Genomic DNA, 21,548 nt, shown 5'->3' on the forward strand with positions numbered 1-21,548 from the left:
TTTTTTATTTGTCATATATAATTACTGGTTCCATCTCTTCAACTACATCCCAGACCTTTTTAATCTCACTAGGCTTAACATTTACGCAGCCATGTGAACCGCCTTTAAGATAAGCTGTCTTAGACCAATCCGTTCTCCAACTAGCATCATGAAAGCCACATCCACTAATAGTAAATGGCATCCAATACTTAACAGGAGAAGCATAGCTAGAACCGTCATCGTTAGATCCACGCAATACGCTTGGAGATTGCTTATATTCAATATACCAAACCCCAGTCGGTGTTGCATCGCTTGTCTGAGTACGTGGATTCTTAGCTGCAGTTCCTGTTACCACATCGTCTAAAACAAGTACTCTTTTACCATTTTTATAGAACCAGGCTTTTTGCTGCTTTAAAGAAACTACGATATAGGTATCGCCAATGCCATGATTTGACATGCCGTAGCCTGTACCATAAGTACTAAAGCCTAAGCCATAGATATAATTCTTACCTTGGACTTCTGATTTTCCATCAATGATTGCTTTTTCAACTGCTGGAATCAAATGCTTAGTGTTAATTGCCCAGCCATAGCTTTCATTTTTAACGGTAATAGTTTTGCCATCAGGTAGTTTAAATGGATAAGACTTGTGAAAAGTAGTAACTTCCTTATTAATTGACTCGATTTTTGCTTTTAAAGGTTCAACATTTTCAAAATGATATTGACCTTCGTAATAAGAAACTTTTGGCAATAATTTATCACGTTTAAAAACATAACTCTTACCGTCAATGTGGTAAGTTACGCTTCTATTTTTGATAGCATTTAGCTTATTTTCAGCTGTAATCAAATCCTTGTTTTCAAAATTATACTTTTTATTTGAGTCATATTTTGTATGTTGCTCATCAAAATATTTTTGGATTTCTTTTTTGGAAATAATCTCTTTATCAGTCTTAGAAAAAGAAATTTTGTCCTTTTCTAAAGTTGCTCTATTTTTAGCGTTCTTATTAACTTTAATATAAGCCTTATTCTTAGTTAACTTGCCAACATTAACATCGTAAATAGTAACATTTTGATTGAAATGCGTTTTATTAAACTTCTCTTGAGCAGCTAATTTAGCATTATTATGATGCTGAAAAATTAAAAAGCCACCCAAAATAATCACAACAATAGCAGCTACAGCTATTAACAAATTAGTATAGCGATTATTAGTCTTTTGATTCATATTCTTATTAACGCTCCATACTTTTTGGATTGCGTAACATTATAACATAAAAAAGACTGCCAATAAACTCAGCAGTCTTTGATTTAATATTCATTTATTAATTAAAATACACGAACACCGTATGATGGGTAGAAGTAGCTACTGATTGAAGCAACAGTTACGTTTTGACCAGGTTGTGGAGCGTGAATGTATTGGTTGTTACCTAAGTAGATACCTACGTGGTAGTTGCCCCAGAATACTAAGTCGCCTGGTTGTAATTGGCTTACAGAAACACGCTTACCTGCGTTTAATTGAGTGTAAGTAGTACGGCCAATATTCTTGCCAGCACCCTTGCTGAATGCGTATGAGGTTAAGCCAGAGCAGTCAAAACTACTTGGACCAGCAGCACCCCAAACGTAAGGCTTACCAATTTGTTGCTTAGCAATGTTAATTACGGCTTGTGCTTGGCTAGTTGCATTAGTAGTTGCAGTTGAAGCTGCTTGTGATACAGCAGTATTAGCTGAAACAGTGTACTTAGCCATGATCCATTGATTTAAACCTAAATCATACCAAGTATTGCCTTGTGAGTCCTTAACAGTTTTGATTACTTTGTAACTTGAACCGTGTTGTAAATATTGACCAGTTGTATGTCCACCTTCGTAGTTGCTCCATACAGCAATACCATAACCTGGTACGTAGTTAACTTTAACTACTTGGCTAGCTGCTTGAACATGAGCAGCAGGTTTTACAGAATTAGTAGCAGCTACACCGGTCAGAGTTAAAGCAGCTGCGGCAGTTAATTTAACAAATTTAGATTTAAAATTCAAAGTCATTCTCTCCTAAAATAATTATCTTTTTTTCTTTTATTAATTTTCAGTAGCGAAAATGTTTTTTATCAGTTGCTACGTTTTGTAATCTCAATTGACAAGGTCTATTGTAAGATGCAATTGTTACAGACGTGTTACAGAATTAAACCGAGCTAGTTACAATTTTTGCAAATATTTAGTATTTTTTGTAACAAATCTTAATAAAAGCTTATATATCAAGCATTTCTTAGGCTAGAAATTATTTTATCAAGAGAACTTTTTGTTTCTTGCCAGTTATTATTTTTTAAAATATGCGCATTTTTTTCTAGTTCTGGACGTAAACTTAAATCGCGTTTAAATTCAGCACTATTTAGCCTTTTTTCAATTTCTGCAGGATCATCGCCACGCTTAACCAGACGCTTTTTTAAAACATCGCGATCATCAACAGCCAGATAAATGAAATATACTTGATCTCCTAAAACATCTAGATAGGACTTTACCCCATCAGTTTCAACTATTAAAGACACAATATCATTTTTATCCCAAGCATGCTTTAATGCTTCTTTACTTGAGCCATATTGATATTGACCATATTTAACATGTTCAAAAAAATGCAATTTCTTAAAGCTGTCATCGTCTTCAAAATAATATGACTTTCCCTGTATTTCTCCTTTTCGCATTGGTCTTGTAGTATGTGTAATTACTCGCGGAATATTGTATTTTTCATTTAAATAATTCGATACAGTTGTTTTTCCGACTCCACTTGGACCAGCAATAATAATAATTCTTTGCAAAATATCTCTCTCCTGCTTGAAATTCGATCCTAACTATAATAGTATTTCACTATTGTAGAACAAATCTTAACAGAAAAGGGCAATTATAATGAAAAAAGCTGATGTTAAATTAGGTCAAATTGTCGGAGCAAAGTCCGAAGAAGAGTTAAAGCATCCCTTTGAAGGCAAAGTGGAAAAAATTTATGAAAATTCAGCTCTTTTAGCGATCACTTCTTACGATCCTGAAGATGAAGCATCTGTGAGCGAATTAAACAATAAAATGGTTATTAACTTTAAAAAGCTAAAAAAGGTTAAAAAACCTGCAAACACTAAAACTGCCTCTACAAATGATGTTAAAATTTCTAAAGTTGAACCAACAAAAAATGCTAAAGATAAAAAAGACAGCGATAAATAGTTTTCATTAAAACGAATCGACAGTCGGTTCGTTTTTTAATGGCTTTTCTAACTTATACTTTAGTAAAGAATTAATTTTAGAGGACACGACATTGCAAAAGAAGATACGCGCGGGCTTATTTTGGTTCGTCTTACTCCAACCTTTTTTAGATTTTTACTGGTTTTATAATCCTCCACTATCTGAGATCTTCCATTTCTCAATCCCAACAATCTTCAGAATAGTAGCGGTTGCCGTACTAGTGGGGCTGTATTTTAGCCAAAAACGTAGCTGGCAAATTCTTAAAAAACAATGGTGGATTATTGCTTATATTGGATTAATGGTTGTTTATACGATTGTCCACTTATGGCATGTTCGTCACTTTAACAGTATTTCGCCAAACAGTTATGGCTACTCAGCTGGTCAAGAAATTTTCTATTTAATTAGAATGTTCTTACCTTTAGTCATTATTTATTTAACTGAAGCTAGCCACTTTAGCGAAAAAACTGTTATCCGCACTATCCAAGCTTTAGTAGGAACTTTTTCAGGAATTATTGTAATTACTAACCTATTTACTTTTTCTCTAGGTTCTTACGGTGGCTGGATTAAAGAAAATATTTTCGGCTGGTTCTTTGGACCGCACTTGAGCTTTTTCTACACTGCTTCTAAGGGATTTTTTAATTTTGCTAACACTACTTCAGCTATCTTGTTTATGCTTGTACCATTAATGGCTTATGTGCTAGTTAAAGAATTTAATTGGATCAACATTACGCTCTTTACGCTCCAAGGCTTATCAATGGTAATGCTAGGAACCAAGACTGCAAGTTTAGGTTTTGGCTTAGCTTGCGTAATTTTTGCAATTGCATACTTAGTTCACTGCTTTTTGGTTAAAGATATCAAGTTTTCTTGGAAACTTGTTGCAACAGTTGCCGTAATTGGTGGTTTATATGCAGCATTGCTACCAAAAAGTCCAATGCTTTCAAGATCTAATTTAGATGCTAAAATCACTGAAACGCGTGAAAAATCTAAAAAGCCCGAAAGCGAAGACAAGTTAAATAAAAAACTTGCTAAAGGATTAAAGAAAAACAAGGGTGCTAAACGCCGTAAATTCTTAGTTACTTTTATTAAAAAGTACTATCCAAACTATTCTTTAAACCAAAAATTCGTTCATAAGAGCTATCCATATCAGCGCGACCCCGAATTTTGGCACAAAGTAATGAAGTGGCCTGTTGCTAGTCGATTAAACAATCGTCAAGTTGAACAAGCAATGCTCGATCAAATCATCCATAAAAATAATAGCTCACTAGATAAATGGCTAGGTATTTCTTATGTAAGAATGTCGAACATCTTCAACTTAGAGCGCGACTTTAAGTCCCAGCGCTACACTTTAGGTATTATTGGAACAATCCTCTTTTTAGGAGTATATGTTGCAATTTTAATCTATGCGATAGTTTATTGGTTCATCAAAAAGAATTGTCGTACATTGCTGATTTCAAGCTTAATCTTGGCAAATGGATTAGCGATTGCTGCAGCTTACTATTCAGGAAACGTTATGGACTTTTTAACTGCAACTATCATTTTAGGATTCTTTAACGGCTATATGCTCAGCCAAGTAAATGAACGTAAAAAAAATAAGAGAATTGCCTAACCTGGCAATTCTCTTATTTTTTTACTTGTCTTACAAATGTTTGATCTGGCACTCTGATCAAATAATATTGCGTTGCAGTTCTTCCCGCATGTAACCCTAAACCGTTATACCAGTTGCGTTTATATGTTGCAGTATAAACAGCGACATAGGCATTTTGATAATGGCTATCAGCTTTTTTGAGTTCTTTTTCAGAATATGGAATGGCACTAGCTGCTACAGATAATGGATTTGTACCGTCAGAAATAGATGCATAGTTACTGTTAACTGTCATCTTAGTACCATTACTGTACCAGCGATAGCTTTGCCGTGGAGCTGTATTATTGCTCGAAGTTGCAGTAACATAATACGAACCTTTTTTATCAGTACTTAAAATTAGGGATTCATACTCTACTTTACTATCAATCAATGACTTATTTTGTAAATCAGGATGGCTAAAGAAAGTTAAAAATGACATAGAAATTACAGCACCTAAAAAGATTATTACCTCAAGCGCATCTAGCAAGGTCGTACTCCATTTAAATCTTTTACGATCCTTAACAATCATCATTATGTGTCTTTTTCGAATGTTTTGAATAATAAAAACTAAATATAAAACGATAACCAACCACGCCAAAATTCCCAAGATATTCCAGCCAATTGTCATAGATAAAAAACCCCCTCTTTTTCAATAGTTTAAGTATACGGTAATTTTATGATTTTGGGGTAATTTTTTTCTCACTAAAGAATAGTTGACAAGTTTTGAAAACAATTTCACAATTAACATGTAATGTTATTAAATATGTTAAAAAATTAGTTAGGCAGATTATGGTTGCAGTAGCTTTTTATACAATAACTGGGCAAACCGCGCACTTTATTGATAAAACCGGTTTAGTTGCCCACCAAATCGAAGATGCAAATCCACATTATGATATGGGGGAAAAATATGTTCTAGTTTTACCTTCATATCAAGATTTTATGATGGACTCAGTCGTAGATTTTTTAACCTACAAGAATAATAAAAAGAATCTTATTGGTTTGATTGGATGCGGAAACCGTAACTTTAACGATTTATTTGCCCAAACTGCTAAGAAGATTTCTGTTACTTTACATGTTCCCATACTTTATTTATTAGAATTAAGCGGTAACAGCGAAGATGTAGTAAATGTGCGCCAAATTATTGAGCAACTTTCGCAAAGCGATAAAACTGCTCAACAAAAGGCCAAAGAAGTTGAAAAGCCTAAAGAATTAGGTAATATTAGTTTTTTGAGTGATTATAGGCAGTAAAGATGACTAAACCATATTTTAAAGCAGCAAACTGGAATGTTATGGAGCAACAAGTAGATAAATCTGCTTGGTCGCGTTTAAATGATATTGTTTATGAACCAGGAAGAATTCCCCTTCATAAAGATAAAAAAGAGTTTTTAACTCTCTCACCTATTGAGCAAAAAACATTATTACACAGTTTTGGCTCTCTTTCTTTAAGTTCAACTTTGCAAATGCAAAAAGGCATTAGTGCTATTAAACAAGATGCTGTAAATGCTAAAGAAGCAGCGGTTTTTAATGCACTGCAATATTTGGAATCAATTAATAATAAATCTTATAGCTACGCTCTAGACCAATTAGGCACGCCCGATCAAAGAGATGAAGCCTATAAATGGGCCGACGAAAACCCATATCTCCAACAAAAAATGTATTTCTTAAATACTGTCTATCAAAGTGGTACTTCCTTGCAAAAAAAGGTAGCGCAGGTCTTTATTTCAACAGCGCTTTATCATTCAGCCTTCTTTGCTTCTTTATATCTATTTGGACAAGGAAAATTGCCAAGAACAGCAGAATTAATTAAATGCGCTTTGAGAGTAACTTCTTTTAACGGGATGTATCCGGGCATTAAATTTAGAATTGCCTTCAACGAACTTTCTAAAGATAAGCAAGAAAAACTTCATGAATGGATTTATGACTTAGCTGATCAGATGTATGAAAATGAAGAAAAGCATATTGCTTATATGTATCAAAATACGGGCTGGGCTGACATGGTAAATCACTACGTCAAATACAGCCTTAACAAGGCCTTAATGAATCTAGGACAAGACGCCAAATACCCTGAAACAGCTGATAATATCGACCCAGTTGTAATGCAAGGATTAGTTGAAAGTGCTGATGGCGAAGACTTCTTCTTTTACACTAACCGCCATGCTTTAACTAAATTTCGTGAAATAAAACATTTCGATGAATAACTGAATTAATCAAACAAACAAAAAGTCATTTAAATCGACAAATTTTCGTTGATCTAAATGACTTTTATTTTTTATCGTCTTTTTTGCTATCGGCATCTTTATCATAGCTTCTAACGACCTTTAATTTCTCGCTGATATCGCTAGCAAGTTGATCTGTGTATTTATCCGTATCGGCCTCAATTTCGCTTACAGAAGCTAAAATATCGATTCTGAAATGAGATACATTTATATAATCAGAAATTGTTTCAAAATAAATATTTACTTCATATTCATCTTCGTCATTGCAGAAATTGCTAATCTTCTTGTAATTAGCAAATGGCAAATTAATAATATTACTTTCTAAAGCAAAGGTAACTGGGCGTTGACCTGCAACTGCCAATTGCGTCTGAATTAAAGAATTGTGTTTGGCAGCTTGAACGACCTCTTGGATCATTTTTTTAGCAAATGCTTTAATCTTAGTTTTGTTTAATTCACTATATTTAATTGTTTCAAGATCTTGAAGATAATCTTGATCTTCTATTTTTTTAGTAATTTCTTCTTGTTTAATTTTCACAATAAAAAACCTTCATAATCTATAGCATCACTAATAAGATAACTAATTATGTATATTCTTGCAAATATTTTTATATTCAACAAAAAAAGCCAGCTAAAAAGCTGGCTTTTGGCGAAGAAGATAAAAAATTATCTCAGGGTCTTCGTTTCACAGCCGAAGGAGCCCAACATCAGTACTTCCCGTACTTTGATATTTAAATCAAGATGTCTTCTGTCAAAGAACGCATCTCGCGTTTTCCTCGACTCGTCGCACCTATTATTATACAAAATTTTGCTTACTTTTTCTATTCTTGCGAATCTTAAAAAACACCTCAGCTACTAATTGTGCTAGCAAAAAGCCCATTGCAATTGCAATCGTAACAATCGCTACCCGCAAGATCAAATCTTCTGCATCAGAAAGCTGACCATCAACTAAAGCGCGGACTGCTTGATATGCTGGAACACCTGGTACTAATGGGACAATTCCTGGAATATTGAAGACTGTAACAGGACACTTTTTTATTCTGGCAAAAACAACGCCTAAGATTCCTATTAAAAGCGCACCTAACAAATTTGATCCCAAACGTCCCAAGCCTAATTGGTAGCCCCACCAATATACCATCCAGCCAGCGGTTCCACTAAAGCCACATAAAATCAAGGCACGATGTGGCACATTGATAATTAAGGCAAAACCTACCGCAGAAATCCATGCAAATGTAAAATTAATTATTATTTCAACCCAATATGGCATCACAAGATCCCCCATAAAAGTTTAATCGCAATACCGATTCCGCCACCTAATGCAATAGCGGTCAATAAAGCTTCAGTAGCCCTAACAATTCCTGATAAAATATCGCCACCAAATAAATCGCGCAAGGCATTTGTAATTGCAACTCCCGGCACTAAGGTCATCAAAGAGCCAATTAAAATATTATCTACTAATAACTTGGGAAAAATTTTACACAAGCCAATAGTCAAAAAGCCCATAAAAATCGCTGTAACAAGTTCAGCCAAAAACCGAATATTGGTGTATTTTTTTATTGCCAAATATACTCCATAGCCAACACCACCAACAACAGCGGCCGCTGGAAAATCAATCCAGTCGTAGTCATTCATAAATAAAACCATTAAAGTACAACTTAAAATAGTTGCACCAAAAATTTGCAGCCAAATAGGAAAATTAGGCGTGGAATTAGATAGGTCCTGCAATTTGGTTTGCAACTGCTTTAAAGTAATTTTTTTAGCCGCAAATTCTCGAGATAAATTATTAACTCGATCAACTAATTCCAGATTAATATTTCTATCCTTAATCTGGGTAACTTGAGTATAAGAATGCGGCCCTAAACTCATAAATATTCCAGTTGGAGTGGTAAAACATCTTGCGCCTTCAATTCCGGCATTAGATGCAATTCGTCGCATTGTATCCTCAACGCGATACATTTCACTGCCACCTTGAATCATTAATCTACCAGCTTTTAAACAAGTATCTAACACTTCAGCCACATATTGCGGCTCCAAATCTTTTTGGTCCATTTTTTACCTCATTGAAGCTTATCCTTAATTCATGGTTTCAATATCTATTGTCTTATCTACCCAATTGCCTCTAAAGAAATCACGCTCATGACTAACAATTATTACGCCACCTTCAAAGTTGATAATTGCTTTTCTAAGCGAATCTTTAGTTGCTACATCTAAGTGATTTGTAGGTTCATCTAAGAATAATAAGTTGCTTGGCTCAAATTGCATCTTAGCTAATTTGACTTTTTCCTGTTCACCACCAGATAGTTCTTTTAGCGGACTCATCGCCTGTTGGGCTGTTAAACCCATTCTAGCTAAAGCTTGTCTTAATTCGCGCGGACGCAAACGTGGGAATTGTTCTTGCAGATATTGCAGTGGCGTCATATTTTTATTAGGCCAAACTAAATCTTGCTGAAAATAAGCAAGCTTAGCAGTTGCCGATAATTCAAAATTGCCATAGATTGGCTTGAGTTTGCCCAATAAAGTTTTCAGCAATGTCGTCTTACCAATACCGTTAAATCCAGTTACAGCAACTTTTTCACCGTTGCCGACGCTAAAATTAAAGGCGGATTTTACTAGAGCTTTATCATAGCCAATAATTAGATCTTGCGTTTGCAATAATAAATTCGAAGCCGTCGCTACATAAGGGAAAACTACATGGGCTACTTTATTATTTTGTGGTGGCGTCAAAATATCCATCTTAGCCAATTGCTTTTCTCTAGACTTCGCACTCTTAGATCTTGATCCAGCTTTATTTTTACGAATATAGTCTTGCGTCTTTTTAATTTTTCTTTGCTGGTTGGCATATGCTTTTAAATAGCTTTCACGATCAGCTTCTTTTTGGCGCAAGGCATGTTTTAAATCGCCAGTATAACGAGTGATTGTACCAAAATCAATGTCAATAATACAGTTCGTAATTCTGCCTAAAAAATCATAATCATGAGAAACCACAATAAAGGCGCCCTCAAAATTATTTAAATAATCTGCTAGCCAATCAATGTGATTGACGTCGAGATAGTTCGTCGGCTCGTCTAATACCAATACGTCTGGATTTTGCAATAAAAGCTTAGCCAAAATCAATTTAGATCTTTGACCACCTGATAATTTGGACACATCGCGATCATACCCTAATTCAAGTAAGCCCAAGCCGCTAGCTACTCGATCAATTTCGGTATCGATATCGTAAAATCCTTTTTCTTCAAGCAAAGTTTGAATTTTACCTGCTTTATCTAATAAAGATTCATCGCTATTTTCACTATATTTAACATAAAGATCGTTTAATTCTTTTTCTTTTTGATAAAGAAAATCAAAAGCAGTTTTCAAAAAATCTTTGATACTTAAGCCTGGCTCCAAATGCGCATACTGATCTAAGTAGCCTACATGCAATTTGTTTTGCCATTTAACAACGCCATCATCTTGAGTGATTTCGCCAGTTAAAATCTTAATCAGCGTCGACTTGCCTACACCATTTTGACCGGTAACGCCCATATGATCTTCTTTATTTAGAACAAAAGATGCATTCTCATATAAAGTTTTATCAATAAAAGTTTGACTTAAGTCTTTTACTGTTAATAGACTCACTGCTGTCGCCTTCCTTCTTTATTTTTTAATTCAGTTTGTTTTTTATCATATTCTTGCAATTGATATAAAACTTTAGCCCAGTGACGCTTAGGAATAATTAATTGCAGTTTATTGTTGTATATAGGGAAATCACTAGCTTGCATCCCTGTAATTTGTGCCAGTTCTTGATCAGTTAAATGATATTTAGCAGCAATACGCTTAATTTCATAAGAAGCATGCCCCCTAAAATAAGACAATACATAAAAGAAAATAGCGAAGATTGCGGCAATTCCAACTGAAACAGTTAAATTCAGTTTAAAAGTACGCAAGCAAATAAATAAAGCCGCAATAAAACCAATTAAAGCCGATATAACGCCATAAATTACTGGAAAAAGAGTTCTCACTTTCATAGTTTCACCTTTTCTAAGCAAAAAAAATATTACACTTTGGTTACAAGATGACATTATCTTAACAATTTATTACAAGCATCTATAAATCTGTAATTTTTGTGTCCTAATAGTGCAATAAATGCTTTTTATAATGTAAGTATCGATTATTTAAAGGATAACAGTTTTATTACTTAATCTGCACTTAATTTTTAGAATTTATAAAAAGTATTTACTTAGGAGGAGTAATATCTTGTTTAAGCGTCAATTCGCAGTCCTTTTAACTGCAATTTCATTTTTAATTTTATTTGGTTTTACTAATACATCTACATCATCAGCTGAAGCTGATGGTAGCTTCGAAGTTTCTAGCGAATTAGTTAAGGAAACTATGAAGCCGCAATTATTGAAAAAGCAACTTCAAGATAAAAAAGACGAAGCTATTCGCAACGCTAAACTTAAGGAAGTTCAAGCTGAACAAGCTCGTTTAGAAAAAATTGAAGCTGAGCAAAAAGCTGCTCAAGAAAAAGCCAAGGCGCAAGAACTTGCTAAGCAAAAACAGGCTTCTTCGCAAGCTCCAAGTGCCAACAACACTGCTCAAAATAACCAATCTCAAAGCGTCTCTGGCGTAAATAAAGGAACTTTCAAGCTTTCTTTCTACGATCCAGCTGCAATGGGTTCAAATATGGGCTACGGCGGTGTTGCCGCTAACTTATCAGTATTTCCTCGTGGAACTAAGTTAAAGATTACCTTGCCTGATGGCACAGTCTGGATTCGTGTAGTTAATGATACTGGTGGTTTTGCTGCTGCTAACCCACGTCAATTAGACGTTGCAATGCCTAACAGTCAAGTTCCTGCTGCCGGAGTTTTGATGGCAACAGTTGAAGTGATTGGCTAAAATAAATGAATAATTACAAAAAGAACTTTCTAGATATTAACCTAGAAAGTTCTTTTACTTTATATTATATTTTGATAGAACAGCCACTGTTATTAATAAAGATATTTCAATACTATATATTCTATTGGAAGACGACAAATGAAATTAAAAGCTTTCCTTACTGGGTTCAGTGCTGTGGCCATCTTACTTGTATCTGGCTGTTCAAATAGCCATTCAGCTTCAAAAGAAAGCAATGTCGAAAAAGAAACTTCAGCATCTGTTTCTAACGATATAGAATTTGGCAAAGACGAAGATGGAAAACCCCTCTTTTTCTCTGACATTTATGGAAGTCGCAAAGATTCAAAGATTGACTATAATGTGGGTTACAATGCATATATGGGGCAAAAAACAACCTATATTGATAGTCTTCATGTAGAAAAAAATGACGACTCTGAAAATGATGATGGAAATTACAGAGCAGCCACTAGCGACTTCAAGTCTGTCGTCAACTATGACTATCTTAAAGATATCCTAATTGATAAAAATGTAACTATTATGCCAGATGCATTAGCAAAACAAGCTAACTTTGAAAAATCAACTAAAACTGTTAAAGGGAAAAGCAAGACTACTTACAATATTGAGATGGATATCGATTCTTCCAAAAAACATAGTACTGAATTAGCTCATGTTTATCTTCCAATTATTAGAAAGACATTGATTCGATCCAAAGAAATCGATAAAGCCTTAACTACTCTTGAAAAGGCTAAATTTGATAGTTTTTCTTATGAAGCAAAAGTTGACGCTAAAACAAAAGAGGTCACCTATTTCAATATAGATATGAATACGACTAGTGATGATGGTGCTTCAATGATGATATCTATCAGTTATGATAACAAGAAAACTTCTCATAGTTTTGAAATCCCATCATATGTTAAAGAAAACTCAGAGAAAATTTCAAAAAATGAATTAGAAATCTTACAAAATATCTAGCTTATTGACTTTAACTAAAAAAGAACTAAGATAATACTGTCAACAGATACATAAGAAAAGAGAACCAATTATTTCGATTGGTTCTCTTTTTGCCTTTCATTAAATTAATTAGTTCCATCCCAGGCAATAGTGTCAGAATGCTGTGAATAAATTACGTAATTTTCAAAAGCAGTTGGATCACTCCACTTCAGCCCTTTTTGTAAGCTATTTTGACGTGTCTCTTCGTTTTTCAGCTTTTGCTTAGGTAATCCTAGGCTGCTTCTAATAAGATCAGACACACGCTGTAATTCTTTAGTTGACGCTACTTGTAAAGAAGCTCCGCCAATCCAGGCATCGTGGCCATGAATATAACCGCTTTGCATGTTAGATGCGCAGCCTCGATAATTCATTGCAATCGTCATCATATCATTGAAAGTTAAATTAGTTTTTACGTATTTAGCTAAAACATTCAAAATCTTGCGATAATTATTTACCGAGTTAAGTGACATCCCCTCATGCACTATTTGCGTGATAATTTGTCGCTGACGCATTTGACGTCCATAATCGCCTTTAGGGTCTTCTTTTCTCATTCGGGAATAATCTAAAGCTTGTTTACCATTTAAATGCATCTTACCTTTTTTAAACTTGGTATTGTAAGTAAAACTAAATGGCACGTTAACATCTACGCCACCTAATGCATCAACCATACTTTCTAAAGCTTGCATATTAACTTCCATATAATAATCAATTGGTGCATTTACTAAATGAGAGACCGTTTTTTGAGCAGCTTTACTACCTCCAACTTGATAAGCAGAGTTAACGCGGAACATATAATATTTTCCTTGATCGCCTAAAACATCAACTAACAGATCTCGCGGAATAGACGTCATCGTAGCCTGCTTTTTTTGGGGATTCATTGTCACTAAAATCATAGTATCAGAATTACCGCGATCATGCCGACCTTCAATTCCCTGATCTACTCCTAAAATCAAAATTGAGACAGGCTTATTTTGCGCAATCGCAGCTGACGTTTTTCCGGAGCCATGGTAAGCTTGACGCGCAGTAGTCATAGCTGCAAAATAAATTCTTCCAAAATAGGCTAAGCCAATTCCCACCATAAACACGGCAACTAAACCGATAATTTTTCCAATTAGGTGCTTTTTGTTGCTTTTATTTTTTTCTGCCGCAAACACACGGTTATGTGACAGTTTTTTTATCGTATCGTCTTGAGTTTGGCGATAATTTTCCCGAGTATTAGGATTTTTTGGATCCATCTTAACTTTCCTTCTTCTTTTCTTCTAACACCTAATTTAAACATATTTTTGCCGACAATTTTTACTTGTTTTTAATTATTAAAAAAGTTTTACTTTTTCGCAAGCGAAATAATGTTCTATAATTAATCCTAATTACTGCTTAACTAAGAAAGAAGGAAGATTTATGGCTTTACCAAAACGAAGTGAAGTAAGCGAAGATTTAAAGTGGGATCTTAGTCGCGTTTTTAAAGATGACGCTGCTTGGGAGAAAGAATACGACAATGTCGCAAATGATATCCAAGATCTTGCTAATTTTAAAGGAAAACTTTCTAAATCAGGAAAAGATCTCTATGAGGCAATTAGTGCCATGCTTGAAGTCGGTCGTAGATTAGACAAGGTGTATACTTATGCCACTATGTCTAGCGACGTAGACACAAGCGATAGCCATTATTTAGGCTACAGCGCTAAAGTTCAAGCTTTAGCTGGTCAATTCGGCGCTGCTATCTCATTTGTTGATCCAGAGATCTTAAGTATTTCCCCAGAAAAGCTAGCTAAGTTTATTGAAGACGAACCTCGTCTTAACGAATATAAACACCGCCTAGAAATGGTTACGCGCAAGCGCCCACACACTTTGTCAGCTGACCAAGAAAAATTAGTTGCTGACGCAAGCGATGCTTTAGGTTCTTCATCTAACACCTTCAACGTTTTAACTAACTCAGACATGGAATATGGCTTTACTCAAGACGAAAACGGCGAAATGGTGCAATTATCTGACGGACTGTATTCTTTATTAATTCAATCTCAAGATAGAGATGTTAGAAAAAACGCCTTCCAGACAATGTATGATGCTTACGGACAATTTGAAAATTCGCTTGCTTCTACCTTATCTGGCGTCACTAAAGCTCATAACTATAATGCTAAAGTTCATAAATATGATTCAGCTCGTCAAGCTGCTTTAGATGAAAATGGTGTCCCTACAACTGTTTATGACACTTTAATTAAAGAAGTTAATGCGCATCTAGATTTGCTTCATCGCTATGTTGCTTTGCGTAAAAAGATCTTAGGTCTTAAAGACCTACAAATGTACGACATGTACGTGCCTTTAACTGGCAAGCCTTCTTTAACTTATACTTTTGAAGAAGCTAAAAAAGAAGGTAAAAAAGCTTTAGCTCCTTTGGGTAAGGACTACCTAAAACATGTTGATTACATCTTTAATAACCGCGTCATCGACGTCGCTGAATCGCAAAATAAGGTTACTGGTGCATATTCTGGTGGCTCTTACGATACCGATCCTTATGAACTGTTAAACTGGGAAGATAATGTTGATTCGCTTTATACTTTAGTTCACGAAACAGGTCACTCAGTGCATTCATGGTACACTAGAAATACACAGCCTTACGTATACGGCGATTATCCAATTTTTGTGGCTGAAATTGCTTCAACAACTAACGAAAATATTTTAACTGAATACTTCTTAGATCATATTCAAGATCCAAAAACTCGTGCTTTTGTCTTAAATTACTATCTTGATTCATTTAAGGGTACTTTATATCGCCAAACTCAATTTGCTGAATTTGAACAATTTATCCACGAAGCTGACGCAAAAGGACAACCTTTAACAGCTGATGTTTTAGACAAGTTTTATGGTGATTTAAACCAGCGTTACTACGGAGATAGTGTTGAACCCGGTGGCGATATTGCTAAAGAATGGTCCAGAATACCTCACTTTTACTATGACTTTTATGTTTATCAATACGCTACTGGCTTTGCCGCTGCTACTGCTTTGGCTAACAATGTGGTTCATGGTACCGACAAACAAAGAGAAGCTTACATTGGCTTTTTGAAGTCTGGATCTAGTGATTATCCGACTGAGATCATGAAAAAAGCTGGCGTAGACATGACTAAGCCAGACTATTTAGAAGAAGCCTTTAAGACATTTGAAAAGCGTCTCAACGAATTTGAAGGCCTTATCGATCAACTTTAAATTAAAACGCAAAAAAAACAGGCTTTCCAATTTAACGGAAATCCTGTTTTTTTAACTTCTAAACATTTGAACAAAATATGTGCCTAAGTAAATAAATACTTCAATAATTGCAATAAAGAACGTTACTGGCCAATTAGTTAAAAATCCTAAATAAAGACCAGCCCATACCCCAATTAAAGCAATTCCAATCGACCATAAAATCATTGATCCGATGCTGCGTCCTAAATAACGCGCGCTTGAAGCCGGCAGTGTCAATAAAATAAAGACTAATAATGAACCAACTATTTGCGAACCAATCGAAACTGACATCGCTAAGGCGATTAAGAATACAACGCCAACGGCACCTGCTTTTACGCCATGAGCCATGGCTCCAATATGGTCAAACGAATCAAAGTTCAGCGGCTTTTGCACGCAAAAGATAAGCAAAAGCACAATCACTGACAAAATAACTAATTGCACTACCCCAGACCGATCTACGCCGATAATACTACCAAATAAAATATTAGTAGCGTAGCGACTATTGGAATTAGAAATAGCTAAAAACAAAACTCCCAACCCAATAAATAAGGCTGAAATAGCGCTGATTGAACTTTCTTTTTGATCGCTGTGCATGGTTAATTCACCAACACCAATTGAACCAAGCAAGGTAAATAAAAGCATCCCCCATAAAGGTGCGATTCCCATAAATACAGCAAAAGCGGCTCCGGCAAAGCCAATTTCAGATAAGGTGTGGGCTAAAAAACTAAAGTTTCGTGCAACAACATAAACTCCGACAACTCCACAAGTGATTGCAATAAAAGTACTTGCTAAGAAGGCATAACGCATAAAATCAAATTGAAACATTATTCGTAATCCTCCTCAAAATCGCTCATTTTTCCTTGCTGAATGCTTTCATGATCTAAATAAAGATAAGTATTCATATACTTTTTAGCTAAAGCAACGTCATGAGTCACAAACAAGACAGTCATTTCATGCTTTTTATTCAAATGATCAATCAAGTTCATTAACTCTTCTTTAGCTACCGGATCCAAGCTGGCAGTTGCTTCATCCAAAATAATCATATTCGGATGATCTAACAACGCTTGAGCTAAATAAGCACGTTGTTTTTGACCACCTGAAGCTTTACCCATTCGCGTATCTTGAATTGCTGTTAGATGCGTTTCCTGTAATTCATGTTCGATTTGTTTTTTGACTTCTTTAGTTTTAAAAAGTGGGGCATTTAAGCCAATAAATGCCTTAATAGACAAAGGATAATCCTTATCTATATTTCTAAATTGCGGTACATAGCCTAACTTAACATTATCTGAAAATTCATAATTTCCAGCAGTCGGATCAAGCAAATTCATCAAAATATTGATTAAAGTGGTTTTTCCAGCACCATTAGGCCCTAAAAGAGCTGTCATTGATCCTTTTTTGAGACTAAAATTAATGTCTTTAAACACTACTTTAGAGTCAAATTTCATTGTTAAATTTTCGACCTTTAAAATATCATTCAAACACTTTCGCCCCTCTTTCTAATATTTACATAGTACTATTTTTTAGAAATTTCAGCTAATTTAGTGTAGTTTTCCTTCACCCAAGCTAAATAAGTCATATCAGTTGGAATAGTTTCTCTGACATTTAGAACAGGAATATCGTTTGCCTTGCACTTTTTAACTAAAGTATTAACAGTACTGCTGCTTGCCTGAGTATTATTTACAAAAAAGGCAATCTTACGATGATTAATTGCATTATTCATTTCGTTAATCATTTTTGGACTTGGATCAGTACCATTTTCAACAGCTTCTTCAAATCCCTTATCGCCAATCTTATATCCGGCTTCTTGCAAAGCATAATCAAAAACTGGTTCACTTACATAAACTGGCTTACTATTCTTGCCGTCGATTGAAGTTGCTAATTTCTTGATCTTATTAACTTTTGCTAAATACTTTTCCCCATTTTCTTGGAAGTACTTAGCATGCTTTTTATCTAATTTAGACAACTTCTTAACTAGGTAATCGACATACTTTTGTGGCATATCTAAGTCGTACCAAATATGAGGATTATCGCCTTTTTTAAGTCCCATTAAGTCATTGCCAACCATAACAACTTTTTTACCAGAAGACTTAGCTAAATTATTCATCCAGCTATCATAGCCTAAACCGTTGGCCACAACGATATTAGCTGAGCTGACAACTTTTGCATCAGCTGTAGTTGGTTCAAAATCATGTGGATCAACTGAGCTTTTCTTAATAATGGCATCAGCTTGACCATATTTACCTACAACATTTTTAGCAATATCGGCATATACATTAGTTGTAGTAACAATCTTAATTTTGCCATTACTATTATTATTTGACTTTGAGCAGGCGCTTAAAGTAAGAGCCGCCCCTAACATTAATGCTATAAAAGCAATAAATTTTCTTAATTTCATAATTGTTAATTCCTTACTAAATATAAATTATTGATTTCTGAATTTTGAAATCTTACCAGAATAAACTAATTATTTACTTATGTCAAGTAAGTGAATTATTTCTTTTTGCACGCTACTATCTTCACTTGAGCCGATTATTTGCTTAGCAGCTTTTTTGGCAACTGGTAAAGCGGTCGCAGTTACAAAACTTTGACCAGTAAATTTAAGCATTGCAACATCGTTTTCGCTATCGCCAAAACTAACCATGTCTTTGCTATTAATGCCTAATTTTTGGCTTAAATATTTTAAGCCGACTGCCTTATTCATTCCAGGAGTAGACATATCGATAGAATCAAATCCTCCTGCTACGAATCCGACTTGTGGATATTTTTGTTTTAAATAAGCTAAAAATTCTGGCATTTCATCTGGCGGAACAATTAGGCTAACTTTAAAGACGCGATCATTAACTTCACCGTAGCTGTCAACTTGCTTAAGCTTTTTAAAGAAGCGTTGGTTGCTTTCAAAATGTTCTTTACCGTCTTTTTTTAGAACATAAGCGCTCGTCAAAGCAGCTACAATACTTGGATAACCTGATTCTGCAGCTATTTTTAACAACAATTCATATAAATCCTGACTCAAATTATCTATCTTAAGCACTTGCCGACCTTGAGCAACTAAAGCTCCATTTTCAGCCACAAAATACATTTGTTCACTATATTCTTGTGGAAAACGTGCAAAAATATTTTCGTACTGATTACCACTCGCAATCACAAGCTTCACGTTATTTTGTTTCATTAAATCAAAATCTTTTTTAAATAAGTCCATATCATATGTCTTGTCAGCTTTCAGCCAAGTGCCATCCATATCCGTTGCAATTAGTTTAATCATTTGTTTCTCCATTTATTTACTAGTTATATTTTAACTATACTAAAAAGCGCTACCAGAAAGTAGCGTTTTTTAAATAATATGAATCTAAATAATTCTTATTGGATCTTTTGAACCTTAATTTGTGGCAGCAGCGTATCAATTTGACTCTTAACTGCAATACCTTCACTAAATGCTGTAGCGCCACCACAAGCAGCACCAACTTGCAAAGCCTTAACTGGATCTTGAGTTTGGTAATAAGTGCCAACAAAACCAGCAATCATTGAATCGCCAGCTCCCACAGAATTGACAGTAATTCCTCGAGCAGGATTTGCATAATAAACATGGTCATGAGTTAGCAAGTATGCTCCTTGATCAGCAAGTGAAATCAAGACATTTTGCGCACCCATTTCTTGAAGCTTTTTAGCAGCTTTCAAAATATCTTCTTTATTAACTAAATCAACATCAAATAATTCAGCTAATTCATGTTGGTTAGGCTTAATTACTAAAGGATGATACTTTAAGCTATCTAGTAAAGCTTGACCAGTAGTATCAATGGCAAATTCAGCGCCAGCTTCTTTAATTGTTGGCAATAATTGTTCATAAAAATCGCTTGGTAAACTTGGTGTTAAACTACCGCTCAAAACAACAATGTCGCCTTTATTCAAATCATCTAAGCGTGCTTTAAAAGCAGTTATTTCTTGTTGATCAATTTCAGGACCAGCTGCATTAATTTCAGTTTCTTTTTGAGCATGCACTTTAACATTAACGCGTGTATCGTCAGAAATTGTGACAAAGTCATTGACGATTTGCTTTACGTTTAATTGGCGCACTAATTCTTTTCCCGTAAAGCCACCGACAAAGCCCCAGGCAGTATTATCAACATCTAATTGGTTTAAAATTTGCGAGACATTAATTCCCTTGCCGCCAGCTAAAAATTGACAATCATTCGAGCGATTTACTTTTCCAGCTTTTACTTTTTTTAATTGAATTACGTAATCAAGTGCTGGATTTACAGTAACAGTGTAAATCATCACAAAGCCTCCTTAACTTGAATTAAGTTTAATTCATCTTTTAATTTCTTTCTTCCATCTAGATACTATCATAATTGTTTTTAAGTCAAAATAAAATACTACTTTCAATGCATCGAAAGTAGTATTTCTTAGGGTTATTTATTATCTTTAACCACTTTAATGCGGTTAGCAAACATGAATCCTGCAAAAAAACCAAAGACAACAGTTCCGAGAACAAAAATAATCAATGAATCCCAAGAAATTAATGGAAGGTCATTTGTTAGGGCTAAAAAGATGGTTTCAAAAATTCCAAATAATAAGCCACTGATCCACCCTCTAAGATGCGCGTGCTTTTTAGCTTGAGCATAGTCGTTTTCTTCGACTTCGTTTGAATCTAATTGATATTTTTTAATTTGGTGCATTGCATAAAAACTAAAAGTCATAAAGGTAATAAACCAACCAATCGTTACTGTCCAAAATGCAACTTCGGCATTAACCAGCGAATTAAGAATTAAACCTAGTAAAACTAAAAAGTCCATCGGAATCCATGTTAAGAAGAACAAGTTATTACCAATACGCTCCATTTGCTGGCGCTTATATTCATCAAGCGGCCCTTCAATTCCATACCAAAACTTCATGTATCTGACCATTAAACTATTCTTTTCCATGATCCTCACCATCCCAAAACAAAGAATTTAAATCAGTATCTAACATATGCGCTAAATGCAAACATAAATCCAAAGAAGGATTATATTTGTCATTTTCAATCAAATTTATTGTTTGACGTGCAACTCCAATCTCTTTGGCTAGAGCCATCTGTGACAAGCCTTTTTGTTTGCGATACTCTTTTACGTGATTCAAAGTAATTCACCTAGTTCACATTTTTTTACATGTTAATCAATAATTTTTTCTTCTTGCGAATCTTTCTTATCTTCCTTAATGCGCCCGCAAGTAATCACTAAAAGAATCAGGGCTAATAAATATAAACCAGTTTTATAATCTAGCAAGCTATTCATCGCTAATTGAACAGACAAGCCACTTGCAGTCAAAATTATTAGCACGTAAATAAGCAGTTTTTTTATTATTGAAATTTTCATCATTTCCTCCATATGTCCAATATATGTGACATTCTTTATGTAATATATAATAGACTTTTCTGCATAAATGTCAACTATATATGACAAAAAAAGTATAAA

25 protein-coding genes are annotated in these 21,548 nt (G+C 34.6%); 7 read left to right on the forward strand and 18 right to left on the reverse strand.

The genetic code is table 11. From position 1 onward, the window contains the following. Positions 1-4: 4 nt before the first annotated feature. From BN55_RS07960 to BN55_RS07970, 3 genes are all read right to left on the reverse strand, one after another. The gene (locus BN55_RS07960) at positions 5-1,198 is read right to left on the reverse strand and encodes a L,D-transpeptidase family protein (protein ID WP_008471582.1); all 1,194 of its coding nucleotides are present in this window, start codon (positions 1,196-1,198) and stop codon (positions 5-7) included. Between the two features lie 101 nt (positions 1,199-1,299). Continuing rightward, the gene (locus BN55_RS07965; RefSeq protein ID WP_040469523.1) at positions 1,300-2,010 is read right to left on the reverse strand and encodes a C40 family peptidase; all 711 of its coding nucleotides are present in this window, start codon (positions 2,008-2,010) and stop codon (positions 1,300-1,302) included. A 209-nt stretch (positions 2,011-2,219) separates the two neighbouring features. Further along, complete coding sequence (locus BN55_RS07970) at positions 2,220-2,777, reverse strand: guanylate kinase (RefSeq protein ID WP_008471584.1); 558 nt, start codon at positions 2,775-2,777, stop codon at positions 2,220-2,222. Positions 2,778-2,865: 88 nt separating this feature from the next. Between BN55_RS07970 and BN55_RS07975 the strand changes: the two genes are divergently transcribed. Both BN55_RS07975 and BN55_RS07980 read left to right on the forward strand, forming a co-directional pair. Beyond that, the gene (locus tag BN55_RS07975; RefSeq protein WP_008471585.1) at positions 2,866-3,171 is read left to right on the forward strand and encodes a DUF2187 domain-containing protein; all 306 of its coding nucleotides are present in this window, start codon (positions 2,866-2,868) and stop codon (positions 3,169-3,171) included. Between the two features lie 91 nt (positions 3,172-3,262). Then, on the forward strand, positions 3,263-4,795 hold the full coding sequence (locus tag BN55_RS07980; protein ID WP_008471586.1) for an O-antigen ligase family protein: 1,533 nt from the start codon (positions 3,263-3,265) through the stop codon (positions 4,793-4,795). Positions 4,796-4,808: 13 nt separating this feature from the next. On the opposite strand, the gene BN55_RS07985 is transcribed toward BN55_RS07980, so the two are convergent. Then, entirely contained in the window at positions 4,809-5,438 is a 630-nt protein-coding gene (locus tag BN55_RS07985) for an LVIS_2131 family protein (RefSeq protein ID WP_008471588.1), read from the reverse strand. A 161-nt stretch (positions 5,439-5,599) separates the two neighbouring features. On the opposite strand from BN55_RS07985, the gene nrdI reads away from it, so the two are divergent. Further along, positions 5,600-6,058, forward strand: coding sequence for a class Ib ribonucleoside-diphosphate reductase assembly flavoprotein NrdI (gene nrdI / locus BN55_RS07990; RefSeq protein WP_008471589.1), 459 nt, complete (start codon positions 5,600-5,602; stop codon positions 6,056-6,058). Between the two features lie 2 nt (positions 6,059-6,060). Beyond that, the gene (locus tag BN55_RS07995; protein WP_008471590.1) at positions 6,061-7,008 is read left to right on the forward strand and encodes a ribonucleotide-diphosphate reductase subunit beta; all 948 of its coding nucleotides are present in this window, start codon (positions 6,061-6,063) and stop codon (positions 7,006-7,008) included. A gap of 64 nt (positions 7,009-7,072) precedes the next feature. On the opposite strand, the gene BN55_RS08000 is transcribed toward BN55_RS07995, so the two are convergent. The 5 genes from BN55_RS08000 to BN55_RS08020 all read right to left on the reverse strand — a co-directional run bounded on the left by BN55_RS08000 (position 7,073) and on the right by BN55_RS08020 (position 11,027). Beyond that, positions 7,073-7,561, reverse strand: a complete 489-nt coding sequence (locus BN55_RS08000) for a hypothetical protein (protein WP_008471591.1) — start codon at positions 7,559-7,561, stop codon at positions 7,073-7,075. Positions 7,562-7,819: 258 nt separating this feature from the next. Beyond that, a complete protein-coding gene (locus BN55_RS08005) occupies positions 7,820-8,290 on the reverse strand; it encodes a threonine/serine exporter family protein (RefSeq protein ID WP_008471592.1) in 471 nt (156 codons plus the stop codon). Continuing rightward, complete coding sequence (locus BN55_RS08010) at positions 8,290-9,072, reverse strand: threonine/serine exporter family protein (protein WP_008471593.1); 783 nt, start codon at positions 9,070-9,072, stop codon at positions 8,290-8,292. The genes BN55_RS08005 and BN55_RS08010 overlap by 1 nt, the downstream gene beginning before the upstream one ends. Positions 9,073-9,096: 24 nt before the next feature. After that, positions 9,097-10,638, reverse strand: a complete 1,542-nt coding sequence (locus BN55_RS08015; RefSeq protein ID WP_008471595.1) for an ABC-F family ATP-binding cassette domain-containing protein — start codon at positions 10,636-10,638, stop codon at positions 9,097-9,099. Then, positions 10,635-11,027, reverse strand: a complete 393-nt coding sequence (locus BN55_RS08020; RefSeq protein WP_008471597.1) for a hypothetical protein — start codon at positions 11,025-11,027, stop codon at positions 10,635-10,637. The genes BN55_RS08015 and BN55_RS08020 overlap by 4 nt, the downstream gene beginning before the upstream one ends. A 229-nt stretch (positions 11,028-11,256) precedes the next feature. On the opposite strand from BN55_RS08020, the gene BN55_RS08025 reads away from it, so the two are divergent. Together BN55_RS08025 and BN55_RS08030 are read left to right on the forward strand one after the other, a co-directional pair. After that, positions 11,257-11,898: a hydrolase gene (locus BN55_RS08025; protein WP_008471598.1), complete on the forward strand. Its 642-nt coding sequence runs from the start codon at positions 11,257-11,259 to the stop codon at positions 11,896-11,898. 138 nt (positions 11,899-12,036) lie between these two features. Next, on the forward strand, positions 12,037-12,867 hold the full coding sequence (locus BN55_RS08030) for a hypothetical protein (RefSeq protein ID WP_008471599.1): 831 nt from the start codon (positions 12,037-12,039) through the stop codon (positions 12,865-12,867). Between the two features lie 104 nt (positions 12,868-12,971). Here BN55_RS08030 and BN55_RS08035 read toward each other — a convergent pair whose 3' ends face one another. Beyond that, a complete protein-coding gene (locus tag BN55_RS08035) occupies positions 12,972-14,120 on the reverse strand; it encodes an LCP family glycopolymer transferase (protein ID WP_008471600.1) in 1,149 nt (382 codons plus the stop codon). A 163-nt stretch (positions 14,121-14,283) separates the two neighbouring features. On the opposite strand from BN55_RS08035, the gene pepF reads away from it, so the two are divergent. Then, entirely contained in the window at positions 14,284-16,083 is a 1,800-nt protein-coding gene (gene pepF / locus BN55_RS08040) for an oligoendopeptidase F (RefSeq protein WP_008471601.1), read from the forward strand. A 51-nt stretch (positions 16,084-16,134) separates the two neighbouring features. Here pepF and BN55_RS08045 read toward each other — a convergent pair whose 3' ends face one another. The 8 genes from BN55_RS08045 to BN55_RS08080 all read right to left on the reverse strand — a co-directional run bounded on the left by BN55_RS08045 (position 16,135) and on the right by BN55_RS08080 (position 21,449). Next, entirely contained in the window at positions 16,135-16,926 is a 792-nt protein-coding gene (locus BN55_RS08045; RefSeq protein WP_008471602.1) for a metal ABC transporter permease, read from the reverse strand. Next, positions 16,926-17,546 carry a metal ABC transporter ATP-binding protein gene (locus tag BN55_RS08050; protein ID WP_040469531.1) on the reverse strand — a complete coding sequence of 207 codons (621 nt, stop codon included), beginning with the start codon at positions 17,544-17,546 and terminating at the stop codon, positions 16,926-16,928. Before BN55_RS08050 ends, BN55_RS08045 begins: the two co-directional genes overlap by 1 nt. Positions 17,547-17,614: 68 nt before the next feature. Continuing rightward, positions 17,615-18,460: a metal ABC transporter solute-binding protein, Zn/Mn family gene (locus BN55_RS08055; RefSeq protein ID WP_236699161.1), complete on the reverse strand. Its 846-nt coding sequence runs from the start codon at positions 18,458-18,460 to the stop codon at positions 17,615-17,617. A 105-nt stretch (positions 18,461-18,565) separates the two neighbouring features. After that, on the reverse strand, positions 18,566-19,363 hold the full coding sequence (locus BN55_RS08060; protein ID WP_008471605.1) for an HAD-IIB family hydrolase: 798 nt from the start codon (positions 19,361-19,363) through the stop codon (positions 18,566-18,568). 95 nt (positions 19,364-19,458) lie between these two features. Then, entirely contained in the window at positions 19,459-20,373 is a 915-nt protein-coding gene (gene pfkB, locus BN55_RS08065) for a 1-phosphofructokinase (RefSeq protein WP_008471606.1), read from the reverse strand. Between the two features lie 134 nt (positions 20,374-20,507). Continuing rightward, positions 20,508-21,020: a DUF3278 domain-containing protein gene (locus tag BN55_RS08070; protein WP_040469524.1), complete on the reverse strand. Its 513-nt coding sequence runs from the start codon at positions 21,018-21,020 to the stop codon at positions 20,508-20,510. Then, complete coding sequence (locus BN55_RS08075) at positions 21,007-21,213, reverse strand: helix-turn-helix transcriptional regulator (protein ID WP_008471608.1); 207 nt, start codon at positions 21,211-21,213, stop codon at positions 21,007-21,009. Before BN55_RS08075 ends, BN55_RS08070 begins: the two co-directional genes overlap by 14 nt. A 32-nt stretch (positions 21,214-21,245) precedes the next feature. After that, positions 21,246-21,449 (reverse strand): hypothetical protein, encoded by a 204-nt coding sequence (locus BN55_RS08080; RefSeq protein WP_008471609.1) that lies wholly within the window; start codon positions 21,447-21,449, stop codon positions 21,246-21,248. Positions 21,450-21,548 lie beyond the last annotated feature (99 nt).

It is taken from the genome of Lactobacillus hominis DSM 23910 = CRBIP 24.179 (assembly GCF_000296835.1).
Lineage (GTDB): Bacteria > Bacillota > Bacilli > Lactobacillales > Lactobacillaceae > Lactobacillus > Lactobacillus hominis.

Excerpts from the sequence above, each read along its gene's own strand:
- BN55_RS08010 (WP_008471593.1), bottom strand. The coding sequence starts at position 9,072 with ATGGACCAAAAAGATTTGGAGCCGCAATATGTGGCTGAAGTGTTAGAT.
- pfkB (WP_008471606.1), bottom strand. The coding sequence starts at position 20,373 with ATGATTTACACTGTTACTGTAAATCCAGCACTTGATTACGTAATTCAA.
- BN55_RS08030 (WP_008471599.1), top strand. The coding sequence starts at position 12,037 with ATGAAATTAAAAGCTTTCCTTACTGGGTTCAGTGCTGTGGCCATCTTA.
- BN55_RS08020 (WP_008471597.1), bottom strand. The coding sequence starts at position 11,027 with ATGAAAGTGAGAACTCTTTTTCCAGTAATTTATGGCGTTATATCGGCT.
- BN55_RS07975 (WP_008471585.1), top strand. The coding sequence starts at position 2,866 with ATGAAAAAAGCTGATGTTAAATTAGGTCAAATTGTCGGAGCAAAGTCC.
- BN55_RS07965 (WP_040469523.1), bottom strand. The coding sequence starts at position 2,010 with ATGACTTTGAATTTTAAATCTAAATTTGTTAAATTAACTGCCGCAGCT.
- BN55_RS08070 (WP_040469524.1), bottom strand. The coding sequence starts at position 21,020 with ATGGAAAAGAATAGTTTAATGGTCAGATACATGAAGTTTTGGTATGGA.
- nrdI (WP_008471589.1), top strand. The coding sequence starts at position 5,600 with ATGGTTGCAGTAGCTTTTTATACAATAACTGGGCAAACCGCGCACTTT.
- BN55_RS08060 (WP_008471605.1), bottom strand. The coding sequence starts at position 19,363 with ATGATTAAACTAATTGCAACGGATATGGATGGCACTTGGCTGAAAGCT.
- BN55_RS07985 (WP_008471588.1), bottom strand. The coding sequence starts at position 5,438 with ATGACAATTGGCTGGAATATCTTGGGAATTTTGGCGTGGTTGGTTATC.
- BN55_RS07960 (WP_008471582.1), bottom strand. The coding sequence starts at position 1,198 with ATGAATCAAAAGACTAATAATCGCTATACTAATTTGTTAATAGCTGTA.
- BN55_RS08050 (WP_040469531.1), bottom strand. The coding sequence starts at position 17,546 with ATGAAATTTGACTCTAAAGTAGTGTTTAAAGACATTAATTTTAGTCTC.
- BN55_RS08035 (WP_008471600.1), bottom strand. The coding sequence starts at position 14,120 with ATGGATCCAAAAAATCCTAATACTCGGGAAAATTATCGCCAAACTCAA.
- BN55_RS08005 (WP_008471592.1), bottom strand. The coding sequence starts at position 8,290 with ATGCCATATTGGGTTGAAATAATAATTAATTTTACATTTGCATGGATT.
- BN55_RS08045 (WP_008471602.1), bottom strand. The coding sequence starts at position 16,926 with ATGTTTCAATTTGATTTTATGCGTTATGCCTTCTTAGCAAGTACTTTT.
- BN55_RS07995 (WP_008471590.1), top strand. The coding sequence starts at position 6,061 with ATGACTAAACCATATTTTAAAGCAGCAAACTGGAATGTTATGGAGCAA.
- BN55_RS08080 (WP_008471609.1), bottom strand. The coding sequence starts at position 21,449 with ATGAAAATTTCAATAATAAAAAAACTGCTTATTTACGTGCTAATAATT.
- BN55_RS08055 (WP_236699161.1), bottom strand. The coding sequence starts at position 18,460 with ATGTTAGGGGCGGCTCTTACTTTAAGCGCCTGCTCAAAGTCAAATAAT.
- pepF (WP_008471601.1), top strand. The coding sequence starts at position 14,284 with ATGGCTTTACCAAAACGAAGTGAAGTAAGCGAAGATTTAAAGTGGGAT.